This window comes from Rossellomorea sp. GCM10028870 (genome assembly GCF_042666755.1).
GTDB lineage: Bacteria > Bacillota > Bacilli > Bacillales > Bacillaceae_B > Rossellomorea.
The window spans coordinates 430142-444812 of sequence record NZ_JBHTGN010000003.1; the positions used below are offsets into that span (position 1 = coordinate 430142).

The following is a 14671-nucleotide window of genomic DNA, read 5'->3' on the forward strand; positions in this document are numbered from 1 at the left end:
CTTCCAGAAGTGAAAAAATAAGATCAATCCATCGTCACAACCCGAAGATCGGAAGTTTGTCCATAAAAAAACTGCCATCCCTAAGAATGGCAGCTTCATGATTCATATTAATTTGCTAAAGCCTGTTGGATATCTTGACGAACAGATGCTGAAATGGCCCCTTTACCGCCTAAGAAGTACGTATCGGCCAGGACCGTACGCTCATCCAGCCATGTTGCCACATTATCCGGTAAGGCATCCTTACGCGTCAGGATTAATGGGGATTTCATCGCTGCTGCCAATGAAGACGCAGGCAGCGATGAAAATGTCTCCCCGTGCGAAGAATAATGTCTTTTCTTCAAACTCACTGCTGTATTTCTCTGCAATCGTCAGACTTGTTTGGTAACGGTCATCCCCGTATACCCTTGACACGTCTGAAGCAAGATTCATTAATTGGCGTTCTACTCCTGAAGAAACAGCAGACTGACCACCAATGATCGTTACTTTATTAATACTATTCTCTTTCATGTATGCTTCAACGCTCTCATGAAGGGAATCCTTTGTCGTATACAGAATCGGGATTTGCATCATGCTCGCATATGAAGCAATCGACAGGGCATCTGGGGATTTCTCGTCTTTTGTCACAACAAAGATTTCATCATTGTTGTTGATTTCGTCTGCCACCTTCACTGCCGTCTCGTAACGCTCTTTTCCGCTGATGCGGGTAACATCAGATAAGCCTTTCAGCTGACTCTCTACATTGCCGCTGATGGCATTCGTACCACCAAGTAAGTAGACTTTTTCAGGCTGAAGTCGCTTGATTTCAGCCAGTACTGTTTCTGGGAGTGAATTGGATGTGGTTAATAATAACGGCGAATCCATTTTCTTCGCCAGTACACTTCCTGTTAACGCATCGATCGATAAATCGCCGCGGCCGATGACTACTGCCTTCGATTTATTTTCCCAGCCATACTCTGATACACTGACGCTTGTTTCATAGCGGTCGATCCCTTCAAGCTCATGAGAATAGTCGTTTAAGTCCAATTCTCTATTCACGCTTGTTGTTGGATAGTAGTAGCCAAGGATCGTTCTGAAGTTGTTTCCGTCTTTCGACATCTGGTAAGCACCGTATTGGCTCATCCCGATTCCGTGGCCGAAACCGCCGCCGTTGATTGTAAATCGCTCATCCGTCTCGCCAAGACTCTTCACATAAGGACTCTTCATGATTGATGTCCCCAGCATAAAGCGAATGTTATAAGAGCGATCGTTAATCGTTTTGGTTTGCAGTTTGATGGTTTCGTCTTCATTTTTCACAAATCCACTATCTTTTTTCTCAAAATAAGTGAACGATACGGTTCCTTTCAACACATCTGTTGAAGTGAAAGATGAATCCGGGATATCAAAAGAGACATCCTTTATATCGACGATTTTAATTTCACTTTTATCATCAATATGGTTTTTATTTTTCAACCATGATTTCATGTTCGAAATGACCGTTTGATCTTGTTCCTTCACGTCCGACCACCAGAATTCCGGTTTCTTTAGATCCAGCTTGCTATCATCGAATTGAGATTTGGAGAGTGGGACTGCCCAATTTCCGTGTGGTGAGATTTTCGCATCATAGATGTCCGGCTTCGTCTCCAAGTAAGGAACTAATGGGGATCCCCAAACATTTTGATTCGAGAATACTCTTCCCCCATTTGATGAAGAATAAAATGCTTCCGCATAGCTGTCGCCTTTTTTCAGAACTTCACCTTGAGTTTCATTGACCGCTTGCGTAGTATGAGGGTTCCAATCGTACCCTTTATAGACTTGATCACTTTGGCCATCATAAATCGTCCAGTTCCCTTTTTTCAATACAAAGGTTCTGGCTGCGACAGCTTGAGCCTTCAAAGCATCCAGTCCGCCGTTATCGCCCCAGGAAGCAGGCATTTCAGCAGGGACCACGCCTTTTAAGTAGTCTTCGAGATTGATATTGTTCACAGGTCTCACATATTTACTGGATTCAACGGTAAACTCGACTTCTCCTAAATATTGCTTGTCAACATTTCCTTTGATTGTCATGGAACGATCCATCGCTTCTGTAATCGTCGGGATGATCGTAGCGTTCCCATCGAACTTCTTCACGAGTGTGGAACCTTTATATAGAGATAGTTTCCCTGATTCCACCTTCATGGTGTAGGATGCACCCGGCTGGATGAAGATCGACGTTCCCTTCACTTGGTAATCACCGTTTGTCGTAAAAGGAAGTGAACTCTTACTTCCGATATAATTTTGAAGTTTTACAGAAATAGGCTCACCCGCTGCACTTGTATCAATCGGTGCTGCCATCATTCCCGTAACCATTGTGGAAAGAACCAGCATAGATAGTAACTTCTTCTTCAATGTTTTTCCTCCTTGCAGTATGTATTGATGAAGGCGTTCCAAAACGGAACACCTTCAGGATTTTATAGCTCTTCTACTTTTGTCAAAACGGATTCGATTTTATATCCGTTATCCCCGGTTTCTTCATATACTTCTTTGATCATGCCGATCCCGGGAGCATAGTACATGGTATTGATGGTATTCACCTTTCCATTCTTCACCGTGCTTCGAACCGCGACGACATTTTCGTACGTGTCGTAAGGAACTTCGACCGTTTCATCTTCACTGATGATTTCCCATCGGGTTGTGTCACCTTTTCCTTTATGCTTGATGTCGGCCAGTGGTTTTGCTTCTTTATCCGGAGAAAAGCTGTCCAAAATGCTTTCTTTCACGTTCTTCGGATTACTTTCTTCATACACGACTTGAATGGCATCCTGATCCCATTTAAGGATTTGAAGAGTGACCATCTCTCCCACTTTGAATACACGCTGAACATGCGTTTCATTGTGATCGACTACCGTTTCCGTCAAGCTGAAATCCTTGTTTTCAAACGTTTTAACCATGTTTTTTTCAGGCTTCAGCTGTTGGAGTAACAGGTTCACTTCTTCTTTTTCTTTTTCCGTCGTTTCATTATTTTCTTCAGATGTGTCTTCTTCGGATGTTACTTCTTCAGAGCCTTCGGACGGCTCCTCTGCTTCCACTTCCTCTACTTCTTCCTGGTTATCCGACTCTTCATTTACAGAAGTATCTTCATTGGACGTTTCGCTTTCGGCTGTATCCGGTTCTTCCTTCGTTGTTTTCTCACTTGGAGAGGAAGCATTACATGCAGTAAAGACAGTCATAGACAAGATGAGCAGAGAGACTAGAAAGATATTTTTACGACTGTTCAACACGGGTTGTCCTCCTTAATACAAGACATTCTTCATTTTTGCAATGATGGCGTCATCAACTTTCCCGCCAACTTTAATGACTTCTTTTACGCCACCGGCAGGCTGATACTCGAGAATGAAATCTTCTAAGTGACCATCTAATGTGCCGCCTACCAATACGATTGGCGCCTTTGTTTTAACAGATAGGGCTGATGCGGTTAAAGCATCCGGGTAATTCGTTCCCGTGGAAACGATGAATTTGTCCGAGCCCATCACTGATTTAAATTCTGTCAGTACTTTTGCAAGTGTTTTATAACGGTCCGCTCCGGAGAGTCTTTCCACATTGGTTGAATAGCGTTTGATCGATTGTTCAACCGTTGATGAAATGGCACTTCCCCCACCGAGGACCTTCACTTGCTTTCCTTTTACATACGATAGAGCGCTAGAATTGATGCTATCTTTACCTGTCAGCACAATCGCCCATTGATTGGCTGAAGCAATCGGTGCTGCTCCAAGGGCGTCGGCGTAATTTTTGCCTGATGCCACGAACACGCCTTTTACATTCGTCAGCTTTTTATTAATAAGAAGATTCGTAGCATAGCGGTCAGCTCCACCGACTCTAGTAACGGTCAGTCCAAGCTTCGCCAATCGATCTTGAACCGCAGTTGAAACGGCTCCTTTACCACCGATCACGTATACTTCTTTCGCGTTCAATCTCGCAAGCTCATTTTCTACTTCTGAAGGAAGCTGGTCCTTACTGGTTAATAGAATAGGAGCGTTATCCAGTTGAGCTGCCAGAGGCCCGACTGAAAGTGCGTCTGCGAAGTCATATGCCGTTGCGAGTACGACGGCTTTTTTCGCTTTGGAGCTTGAGAAACCGCTAGGATAAAGGTCTTTAGAAACCTTGATCGCCGTTTCCATTCGATCGAGGCCGATCAGGTTTGTATCGTTAATGTAACGATTGATCTTAACTCCATCGATACTCGACCAAATGACTCCTTTGGAATCAATATCAACCACTTTTAATGGTGTTGCCTTCCATTTAGCGTAATCGATTGCACTCTTGACATCGTAATACGACCATAAACTTTTTCCTGCTTCTGTTTGAACACTGTATTTTTTGGGTAAATAATTAGACCAAAGGATTTTTTCAGTGTGTTCATCCACTACTCTGGTATTCGTCAGAGTTCCTGCATATTGGATCGCGTCTTCCTTGATCGGGTATGTTTTAAGCTTGTCATTCCCTTTTTGATAGACACTGTATTCATTCAGATTCTCGTACACTTTTTTCTGCTGGTATTTATCGAATACATATGTATTGGATTGAGACTTGGAATATTGAATGGCTTCCTCTTTCGTCTTATAGACTTTAAGTCTCTTATTCTCTGCGTTATACACTTCAAACACTTTGAAATAGGAAACGATTCCGTTCTTGATACCCTCTGCGGCATTATTTTGGAATGTCCATGTTTTGATCAGGGCTTCTTCTGTCGGATTCGACATATACCCCATCTCCAATAAGAGTGATGGCATTTGCGTGTTACGGATCACATAAAACGCCTGATCATTTCTCATACCTTTGTCTGTCAGGCCGATGGCATTCACCGTACTCGGGTGAATCGTTTCTGCTAATCTCTTGGATTCACTTCCATACGCTACCTGAATGGGATCCGGCGGATATTCCGCTTCCCAGGCATATTTATTATCATAGTGATACGATTCGAATCCTCGTACATACAGGTTTGTAGGTGCCGCATTGTGATGGACCGAGACAAATACTGTTTGATCATTCTTTCCTTTGGCAAATGCATTCGCTAGATCTGTACGTTCTTGAAGACTCAAATACTTTGTACCATCATTATGAGTCATATACACGTTGAATCCCGCTGCTTTTAGCTTATCCCGTAATTTTTCAGAGATTGCCAGATTGGCATGCTTTTCATAAAAACCAGTTGAACTCCCAGAATATCCTGTTGTACCTGAATCCCAACCTCCGTGACCTGGGTCAATGACTACATTCTTCTCAGCCGATGCCAGAATCGGTATGACTAGAAACATAGCCATTGTCACAACAAGCATCGCAATCTTTTTCTTCATTATTCTGCATTCTCCTCCATTATATTAAAATTTTCCTTTATTCTACCATTAATATCGACAACAGTTGACATACTTTTGACATGTTTTCGTAAACTTTTACATAATTATAAAAAAAGACACTCCATTCTCCTTTAACAGGATCTTTGAGTGTCTTTGATATTTATAGGTTTGGAAAAACGCAGCTTCTTGAAAATAGCGACGTTTATCTCTCACCTTTTACTATTTTATTATAAAGATCAATCATTCTCTTAGAATTCTCTTCCCAATCGTAATGATTGATGACGTGGTCCCTGCCGTTTCTCCCCAACTTCTCTCGTTCTAAGGAATCCTTATAGAGATATAGTAGTTTGTCGGCCAGTGCTGCCGGATCTTTAGATGGGATCAGATAGCCTGTTTCCCCGTCCAGCACGACTTCCGGCAGACCGCCGACATTGGTTGCCACAACCGGTACACCACAAGCCTGGGCCTCTACAGCTGAAACCCCGAAGCTTTCAATCAAGGAAGAAATGACAAATATATGAAGAGACGAGATAAAATCAGGAACATCCTCATGAGCGATTCTTCCTAAAAAATCTACATTCTCATTAATGCCCAGGTCTTCTGTCAGTTTCATATATTTCGTCATATAAGGTCCGTCCCCTGCCAGTTGCAGGCGAACGTACTGGCGCTCAGGTCCCAGGGTATCCAGAAATAGTTTAAATCCCTTCAGGAGATACTCTATCCCATACTTCGGCTCCATCCCTTTAGCAATCCCGATTCTGAATTGACCTTCGACCTTTTCCGTCAGGTTCGGTTTGAATTGTGTCGTATCCACACCGAATGGGGTGATGGCCAATGGCTTATTTTCATCTATATATTTTTTTGTTTCCTGTTCCAGTGCAGGACTGGTCGAACAAATATAATCTGCCCTCTTTAATGCGTATTGGAGGATGATCCGATTCATCACATTCCGCTTAGGGAAGTCGTAGATATCCGATCCCCATACCGATAGAATGTAAGGACTGAATCCTGTCAGCGCCCCGATCAGCCCGTAGCTCGAAGCATAATGGGAATGGATCAGATCAGGTTTATAGTTTCGAATGATTTTCTTCAATCTGGAAACCGTAAATAAATAAGAAATCTTGTGATTCAATTTCAGATTTAAATAGACTCTGCTTACATTCTCCCAAGGGATGTGTTCAGTAGAGTCTTTGTGGTTCTCTAAGCTAATATTCATGACCTCGATACCAATCGAATTATAGTAATCAAGCCATTTCTTCGTATGTACATTATTCGCTGGTGCTAATAATAAAACTTTCATAACTCGGGTACCACACTCTCTTTTTTACTACTGACTTGCTGCTATGCCGGTTAACATACTTGTTATGAACAGCCTGACAAAAGAAATATATTCAACAATATCGTTTGTGATATAATATACTAATTGATTTGATACTTCTTATCATAATATAAAAAGCGGTTAAATTGAATTTATTTGTAAAAACTATATAAATTTTGTTAATAAAATGGATCAACAGAGAGGTATTTTCATGTTTAAACATACGTTCATTTATTTTCTATCAAAAGGTGTCCCGGGGATCATCAATTTTGTTGCGATCGCCTTATATACACGCCTTTTATCGCCAAGTGAATACGGTGAATACGCCCTGGTCATTGCGGCGGTCACCTTTGTGAATACAACCTTATTCCACTGGCTCCGACTGGGACTGCTTCGCTACAATCCTAAATACGAAGGCAACCAGAAAGCCATGTTCATCAGCTCCATCACGGCAACCTTTATATCCATGACGATCTTGACGGTCTTCCTGGGTACCGGAGCTTTCATTGTCTATACTCCTTTCCATTCGATGGCTCTCTTATGGTTCCTGGGTATTGGATTACTCACCATGCAAAGTATGTTCGACCTGTTCACTGAATACTTACGTTCTGAGCTTTCGTCTAAACTTTTTGGTGTAGTGACAGCCTTAAAAGTGGTATTGTCCCTTATCGTAGCTGTTGTCCTGATTAAATTCTTCGGATTCGGTGCAGAAGGAATCATCCTTGGGTTGATCATCGGAATCTTCTTATCCATCGTCTTCTTTATTCCGAAGTATCTGCATTTGATCAATATGAAGTTGATCGATCGTGACATGATAAAAGAAGTCGTGAAGTATTCCATTCCGTTCATTGCGGCCCTTTCAATGGAAGCCATCATCCTGAATACGGACCGTTACTTGATTGGCTGGTTAATGGACAAGGCATCTGTCGGGATCTATGCCGTTTCATACGACCTGGCCAAACAAATCCTGTTTCTCCTGATGATGATCATCAATCTGGCCGCTTATCCATTAGTGGTCAAAGCACTTGAAACAGGCGGGATCAAAGAATGCCAGAAACAATTGAATGAAAACACGTCCCTGCTATTACTTGTATCGGTACCGGCGACAACGGGAATGATCTTGTTAAGCGACTCCTTTACTGGGATCTTCCTGGGGGAATCCTATCAAGGGAAGGCAGCGACGATCTTTTCACTGATTGCCCTCGCGATCTTTATCCAAGGCTTTAAAATGTATTATTTCGATCTGGCCTTCCAGCTCGGGAAAAATACGAAGCTTCAGATCTGGCCTGTGCTGGTCGCTGCTATACTGAATGTGATCCTGAACTTACTCCTAATCCCGGAGTACGGAATATTCGGATCGGCTTACGCAACCATCATTTCCTATGTCGTATCGGTTCTGATGAGTGCCTTAATCGGCAAGAAGATTTTCCCGCTCACCTTCCCGTTCAAAGAAGTCGGAAAGATCTTTATCGCGACCGGTGTCATGGCGCTTCTTGTATGGCCGGCCCTTGCCATTGACGGCATCTTCGGATTTAGTGTACAAATTGCAGTCGGAATTATTGCTTATGGGTCTGTAGTATTGGCTCTGAATATTAATGGAATACGTCAGCTTGTGATGCGACGATTGAAGAAATCTCCTCAGTGATTGGGGGGATTTTTTTATTTTTGGGTTTGGTGTTTGGTATTGGGGAGGTGGATTGGGTGGTTTGTTTTTGTACCTGGTCCAATTGGGGGTTGTTTGTACCTGGTACATTTCGGGGTTATTGTACCTGGTACATTTCGGGGTTGTTGTACTTGGTACACTTCGGGGCTGTTGTACCTGGTACACGGATATCAAAGCAATTTAAAGCTAGAGACCCCGCCAACAGGCAGACCATCTATAGAATAGCGACCGTTTTTGCAGTTTTCATTCACTCCTGGAATGTTTTTGGCTTAAGATTGTCCTTTTTTAGCTGGGAATGTGCCATTTGATTGGCATGCTGGCCGATCCAGGGGTTGAATATAGGATGAGGAGTGGTCGTCGCGGGGGAATCGATCCTGATAGGGAGGGGATTGATCCCGATTCATGATAATTGAACCGGTTTTGGTTTTTTCAATCCTCGATATGATTATTCGATCCGCATTTCCATTAATTGATCCTCCGTGTCGAATTTTCTTTAAATTGGTACACTTTATACCCATCCGGCTCAAGCTCACTCCCCCGCCAACAGGCAGACAAACAGTAGCTGAAAAAGCGTAACTTCCGCACTTCAGATTCTTCTTTCAATCGGTGAACGTTTGATAATATTTCTTCACTTTTGGAAGGGTTTCTCTTTAAGATTATCCTTTTTCAGCTGAGAATGTGCCATTTAAGTGGCTAGCTGGCCGATCCAGGGGTTGAATATAGGATGAGGAGTGGTCGTCGCGGGGGAATCGATCCTGATAGGGAGGGGATTGATCCCGATTCATGATAATTGAACCGGTTTTGGTTTTTTCAATCCTCGATATGATTATTCGATCCGCATTTCCATTAATTGATCCTCCGTGTCGAATTTCCTTTACCGATACCCGCACCAAGCTCCAACCCAGCCATTTCACAACAACAAAAAACCCACAGAGCATCACTTCACTCCATGGGTTCGATCTATCATTCTATTCCTCATAACTACTTGAATCCTCGATTTCAGACGATTCCTCATAGACACCTGCGTCCTCTGTTTCATCATAACTGCCGGTATCCTCAACACCAGTCGAATCCTCGACCACGGCATCGTCACTCAACGTTTCTTCCTCTACATATTCCGCATATGACTTAGGTTCTTCACCATTCAAAAAGTCTTTTAACGCTTCGGTATTCGCATCGAGGTCTACGTCTAACACGGCACCCGCGCCTTCATATCGGGCATTTTCGAACGAATTGTCGATGGGTAATCTCATGGTTTCGATCTTATCGACCGGATTCAGGACAAATTCTTTTGCAAGACTGATGCGGTCCATGGACCCGATATTCGTTTCGATGTAGGGTGAGACTGTCCCCATCAGTTTAGGGATCTTGGATACTCCGTTTAATGACAGCATTTCGTCTTTCAGGGCATTGATGACTTCCTGCTGGCGCTTGACGCGGCCGAAGTCTCCCTCTGCGTCATGGCGGAAACGGGCATAGCCCAATAATTCCTTACCGTTCAATTTTTGCAAGCCGGGTTCCAGTGTCACATTAATGTTTGTGGACATTTCTTTTTCTACATTCATTTCAATTCCATCTGGTGCCAGTGCGTCCACAACCTTCTGGAATCCTTTAAAGTCCATTAACGCATAATATTGGACATCTATATCAAAGTTCTCTTTTAACGTTTGACGAAGGAGTTCAGGTCCACCGAGAAAATAGGAAGTATTCAATTTATACTTTCCGTATTCCGGAACATCCACATACATATCTCTCATTAATGAAACCAATCTGGCCTCACCTTTTTCGGGATCGTATTGGGCAATCATGATCGTATCCGTACGGGATTTTTCCTCTCCCCTTGTATCGGATCCGAGAAGTAGAATATTCACTTTTCCGTGCTCATCTTTTTTACCATTGAATTCAGGAATTTCTTCAGATGCCGCCTGGGTTTTACCGGCATTCATTTTTCCAGTTTGATACTGGTAGAGAAAGTACGCCGTTCCAATGCTTAATCCCAAGAAAGAAAGTGCAAGAAAAATCCGGAAGAATCTCTTCCTTCTTCTCATCCGCTGTCTATAGTCATTTCGAGTATTCATGTATGTTTTTCACCTTTCAAATCGAAGATCAATACGAAGAATAATTTTATCATGAAATAGATTAAAAAAATAGAATCTTACATAAATGTAATCTCTGTTTAATAATCCTATCAAAAAAAGACTCTACCTTTGATCGATAGAGTCTTAGTTTTCTATATTAATAATACAACTTTTTATAAAGATCTCCAAGCTCGTCTTCCACATTCATGGCACTTGGTCCTCCGAGCAGGAAGAACTCTTTAAATTCTTTAGCAGCGATGAAATTGTTGACACTTGTAGGCAGCTCTTCCGGGTTGGATAGAAGAAGTGGTGCCTTTTGCTTTGCTGCGAGTACAGATCCCGATAATGCATCCGGGTAGTTCTTCCCGCTCGCAAGAAGTGCTTTCTCATCCGGGTTGGCAAGCGGCAGCTTCTTCGCAATTTCAAGGGAGGTTTCATAACGATCCACTCCGCTTACTCTCTGCTCGCCTTTTACCTTTTTCATGACACCATCGCTGATGACGCCCGCTCCACCGACAACGATCGTGCTGTCCACTCCGGTAAGGGCTTGACTCGTATAGGAAGAAACGGCGTCAGCCGCTGTTAGAAGGATCGGATATCCTTTTACAGATGCATATGGGGCCACGGAAAGAGCATCTGGGAAGTTCTTTCCTGACGCGATGATGGCTTTATCAGGATTCGGATTCACTTGCTCTGAAATAAGCTGGGCTGTTTCGTAGCGATCGATTCCACCGATCCGTTCGGCATCCAATCCCATTCCTTCAAGAGCATCCTTGACTCCCTTGCTGACTGCCCCTTCTCCACCTAAAATGATGACCTTGGAAGCTTTCAAGCGTTTGATTTCAGCTTTCGTTGCTTCAGTCAGTTTGTTTTTTTCCGTCAATAGAAGCGGAGCATTGTTTTTATAAGCAAGAGGGCCACCCGTCAGCGCATCTGGGAAGTTATACCCTTGGGCCAAAACGACCGTATCCGCCTGATTCCAACCGGCCTGGGAAATGTCAACAGCCGTCTTGATCCGGTCGGTTCCGGATAGTCGCTCACCGATCTTGTTCAGTTCGCTTGAAGCGACGTATGCCTCTTGTTTATTGTCTTCACGTTCGGCGTTGTACCAGACGAAGTGATTCGGATTCTTGGATTGATCATATTCAAATCCTTTAAGGATCTCAAGGACTTCGGTTTCACCGCTTGGAAGTTTCGCAGACACTTCCTTGGACTCAGAAGTTGGCCGTTCTCTAAAACGTGATCCATCCGCAGAAATCACTAAATCCCCCGGTTGATACGAATGTTTTGTTGTATGAGCAAGACCATTCACCTCATACTTCTTCTTATCGAATAATAAATAATAGTTTGGCTCTCCTGTATAGGTAAAATCCTCTTTGGCAAAAGAAAGCTCGACTCTATCATTCTTGAAGATGCCCGGGTTTCCACTTGAGAGCTCAGCATATACCCGATCCTGGTAGCTTCCGAAGTTTCTTTCACCCGTTGCCATTTTGATCGGACTATTTTCCTGCACCTGTCCATTGTAAGCTAAAAGGGCAAAATACCAGTTCTCGATGATATCACGCTCATTGTCTCCAACGGTTGGGAGGCTGGTGGAGCGATTCCAATCGGTTAGACCCTTCTCTCCAAGCTTCCACTTTTCGTTCAGAATCTTGATACCTGCTTCAATATTGAAGGCGATGTCACTTTTCAAACGTTCCTCATCATAGCCTGCTGTATCGGTCACCTGCATGATCCCGATCCCGCCATCACCCGAAATATTCGGTTCTCCATCTGCCGTGAATTGCTTCCAACCGCTCTCTTCAGCTGCTAAAGCCTTCACGATTTCGGCGGGAACATCATACTTCATTGCTGCTTCCGTCAACAGTTTATTGATTTCATATTTAGACGGGTTTTCATACCCCGCTGCCTTCGAAGTGATTGGACTCGCCAGTGTCGCGCTAAGTGCCACCGCGGCTATTCCTGATACAAGTTTCTTCATTTTAGGATTCATTGTATCCCCCTTTTAAATGTTATTTTATTCCATCTTAACATAGTATCTAGTAAACTATAACCCTTCTTTATCAAAAAAAAGATAGAGAGGCAATCTCCCTATCTTACTTATTTCATCATATACTGATCGATTTCCCATGCTTTTTCAACGGATAAAGCTCCTGGTCCACCAAGAATGTGATAGTTGTTGCGATTGGTTATCAAATGGATTGATTTCTTCAGGTTCACGTTATCGTTTCTATCCACCAATACAACCGGGCTGTCTGTTCTTGCAGCCAGCGGGCTTATGCTAAGGGCATCGGGGAATTTAGCGCCTGTGGCAAAATAAAGTGTATTCGAATCTGCAGAAGCAAACGTCTGATGAACCTTATAATTGGTTTCATAACGATCCAAGCCGAATATACGGAAATGTCCCGGTAGACTATCCACTACATTCTTAGAAAGGATACCTTGACCACCGATGACATACGTCTTGGAAATTTCATTCTCTTTCATATAGGTACTCACCGACTGTGGAACCTTGTCTTTCTGTACAAAGAGGACAGGATATTGCATGCTACCACTATAGGAAGCAACCGAGAGAGCATCAGGATAATTTTGACCTGAGACGACAAAGGCCTTGTTGGTTGTATAGGGAATCACGTTATTGATCGCTACGGCCGTTTCATAACGGTCCACGCCAAATAGTCGCTTGGTCTCGATTGATAGATTGTTAATCTCATTTTCTACTTTTTGAGAGATCGCATTCCCCCCTCCGATCATTAGAACATGAGAGGGATTCAATCTCTTCAATTCTTCCTTGACGGACTCACTCAATCGATTGTTCTTCACTAAAAGAATCGGACTATCCAAATGAGTGGCCAATGGAGAAGCAGCTAAGCTATCCGGGAATGAATCACCGCTTGCTAAAACAACAAATGATCCATTCAATATGCTGCCACCGATCGTCAACTCTTTTTCCTCTAATGAGGACCATCCATTTTCAGATATTTCTACGGCTGTTCCTACAGAATTCAGGCCGTAGAGACGATTTTTGGTTTGGACAAAGTTCAGAGCTTCTTCCGCATTGATTAACCCTGTTCCAAGCCTATCGACTTCTGGTAATGGAGTGGTTGAGTTTTCAAGCACATCCTTTACCTGCAGTCCTTTTAAAAAGGGGTACTGCTGTTTGACCATGGATGAAACCGAGCTTACAATGGCCGTTGACATACTGGTACCATCCAGTGCTTGATAGCCGTCCATCCATGTGCTGAAAATGTTCGTTCCCGGGGCAGATATGTCCACTGTCTCCCCAAAGTTCGAGAACGTTGATTTTGTCAATGTAGTAGAATCCACACTGCCTACAGCCAGGACTTCCGGGTAGGTTGCCGGGTAAAGGACGGCGTGCTCATCATCGTTACCTGCCGCTCCTACCACCAGGGCGCCTTTATCCACAGCGTAATCAATCGCATCTTCCAGCGCTTTCATATTGCTATAGCTGCCCAGACTCAAATTGATGATATCCGCTCCGTTGTCTGCTGCATAACGGATGCCTTGAATAACCGTGGACATATAGGTGGTCTTCCCTTCAAACACTTTGACGGGCATGAGTTTCACCTTTTCGGCAGCAGAAGCAATACCCATCTTGTTATTGGTCACAGCTCCTACCAGACCCGCTACATGGGTGCCATGCCCAGACCTGTCGACTGGTGGCTCTTCTTCATTCATGAAGTTCTTTCCTTCTACTAATCTACTGCGCAGCTCGGGATGTTTCAGATCAATACCTGAATCGACAATCGCCACGGTCACTTCTTCAATGGGATTATAGTTTTCCCAGGCTTCCAGTACCTTCATTACCTGAAAGTCTTGGGATTGATTATGAAAATATGTATCATTGGGCGCGGCAGCTTGTGTGTATACGAGCTGATCGACCTCAGCATATTCTATGTTTTCGTTATTATTTAATTTGGATAGAGTGCTGGAAACGTCTTTTCGAGGTACCGACAACACTTCAAATTTTCCTTCATCCTCATCTGAAGACTGTGTCGACACTTCACCTTCTTGATCCTTGTGAACCACTAATAATTGAACCTTCTTCCCATCATCCGCTTGCACTACTCCGTTCGGAAGCAGGGTACAACCCAATAAGAACACAATAGAAGCGATTATTCTCATTTTCATCAAGCCACTCCTCTCTCAGTTGAATGTCATTTACATCATCTGTAAAAAGTATATAAGATGGTGGAAGGCCTGTCCATGAATTCAAGAAATTTTCAGAATGATAGTCCGAAAGTCTTTAAAAGGAAAAAAGACTGCCCGCTGTAATAGCAGG

The 14671-nt window shown here is 43.3% G+C and carries 10 protein-coding genes; 1 reads left to right on the forward strand and 9 read right to left on the reverse strand.

Features of this window, described 5'->3' with window-relative positions:
• Positions 1 to 107 precede the first annotated feature (107 nt).
• From ACFQWC_RS15940 to ACFQWC_RS15960, 5 genes are all read right to left on the reverse strand, one after another.
• Positions 108 to 269 (reverse strand): hypothetical protein, encoded by a 162-nt coding sequence (locus tag ACFQWC_RS15940; protein WP_377108423.1) that lies wholly within the window; start codon positions 267 to 269, stop codon positions 108 to 110.
• Entirely contained in the window at positions 241 to 2364 is a 2124-nt protein-coding gene (locus tag ACFQWC_RS15945; protein ID WP_377108425.1) for a SpoIID/LytB domain-containing protein, read from the reverse strand. Before ACFQWC_RS15945 ends, ACFQWC_RS15940 begins: the two co-directional genes overlap by 29 nt.
• A gap of 62 nt (positions 2365 to 2426) precedes the next feature.
• Positions 2427 to 3236, reverse strand: coding sequence for a hypothetical protein (locus ACFQWC_RS15950; RefSeq protein WP_299742911.1), 810 nt, complete (start codon positions 3234 to 3236; stop codon positions 2427 to 2429).
• 12 nt (positions 3237 to 3248) lie between these two features.
• The gene (locus tag ACFQWC_RS15955; RefSeq protein WP_377108428.1) at positions 3249 to 5309 is read right to left on the reverse strand and encodes a cell wall-binding repeat-containing protein; all 2061 of its coding nucleotides are present in this window, start codon (positions 5307 to 5309) and stop codon (positions 3249 to 3251) included.
• 202 nt (positions 5310 to 5511) lie between these two features.
• Positions 5512 to 6609 carry a glycosyltransferase gene (locus ACFQWC_RS15960; RefSeq protein ID WP_299742906.1) on the reverse strand — a complete coding sequence of 366 codons (1098 nt, stop codon included), beginning with the start codon at positions 6607 to 6609 and terminating at the stop codon, positions 5512 to 5514.
• A gap of 229 nt (positions 6610 to 6838) precedes the next feature.
• Here ACFQWC_RS15960 and ACFQWC_RS15965 point away from each other — a divergent pair, with 229 nt between their 5' ends.
• Positions 6839 to 8272 (forward strand): lipopolysaccharide biosynthesis protein, encoded by a 1434-nt coding sequence (locus tag ACFQWC_RS15965; protein ID WP_299742903.1) that lies wholly within the window; start codon positions 6839 to 6841, stop codon positions 8270 to 8272.
• A gap of 674 nt (positions 8273 to 8946) precedes the next feature.
• On the opposite strand, the gene ACFQWC_RS15970 is transcribed toward ACFQWC_RS15965, so the two are convergent.
• From ACFQWC_RS15970 to ACFQWC_RS15985, 4 genes are all read right to left on the reverse strand, one after another.
• The gene (locus ACFQWC_RS15970) at positions 8947 to 9228 is read right to left on the reverse strand and encodes a hypothetical protein (RefSeq protein ID WP_299742900.1); all 282 of its coding nucleotides are present in this window, start codon (positions 9226 to 9228) and stop codon (positions 8947 to 8949) included.
• 30 nt (positions 9229 to 9258) lie between these two features.
• Entirely contained in the window at positions 9259 to 10368 is a 1110-nt protein-coding gene (locus ACFQWC_RS15975) for an LCP family protein (protein ID WP_366141300.1), read from the reverse strand.
• A gap of 157 nt (positions 10369 to 10525) precedes the next feature.
• Positions 10526 to 12361: a cell wall-binding repeat-containing protein gene (locus ACFQWC_RS15980; protein WP_299742898.1), complete on the reverse strand. Its 1836-nt coding sequence runs from the start codon at positions 12359 to 12361 to the stop codon at positions 10526 to 10528.
• A 107-nt stretch (positions 12362 to 12468) separates the two neighbouring features.
• A complete protein-coding gene (locus ACFQWC_RS15985; protein WP_377108431.1) occupies positions 12469 to 14520 on the reverse strand; it encodes a S8 family serine peptidase in 2052 nt (683 codons plus the stop codon).
• Positions 14521 to 14671: the final 151 nt, after the last annotated feature.

What these genes read in the sequence shown, in the direction of transcription:
- ACFQWC_RS15940 (WP_377108423.1), bottom strand. Translation starts at nt 269, where the DNA reads ATGAAATCCCCATTAATCCTGACGCGTAAGGATGCCTTACCGGATAAT.
- ACFQWC_RS15955 (WP_377108428.1), bottom strand. Translation starts at nt 5,309, where the DNA reads ATGAAGAAAAAGATTGCGATGCTTGTTGTGACAATGGCTATGTTTCTA.
- ACFQWC_RS15960 (WP_299742906.1), bottom strand. Translation starts at nt 6,609, where the DNA reads ATGAAAGTTTTATTATTAGCACCAGCGAATAATGTACATACGAAGAAA.
- ACFQWC_RS15965 (WP_299742903.1), top strand. Translation starts at nt 6,839, where the DNA reads ATGTTTAAACATACGTTCATTTATTTTCTATCAAAAGGTGTCCCGGGG.
- ACFQWC_RS15970 (WP_299742900.1), bottom strand. Translation starts at nt 9,228, where the DNA reads ATGCTCTGTGGGTTTTTTGTTGTTGTGAAATGGCTGGGTTGGAGCTTG.
- ACFQWC_RS15975 (WP_366141300.1), bottom strand. Translation starts at nt 10,368, where the DNA reads ATGAATACTCGAAATGACTATAGACAGCGGATGAGAAGAAGGAAGAGA.
- ACFQWC_RS15980 (WP_299742898.1), bottom strand. Translation starts at nt 12,361, where the DNA reads ATGAATCCTAAAATGAAGAAACTTGTATCAGGAATAGCCGCGGTGGCA.
- ACFQWC_RS15985 (WP_377108431.1), bottom strand. Translation starts at nt 14,520, where the DNA reads ATGAAAATGAGAATAATCGCTTCTATTGTGTTCTTATTGGGTTGTACC.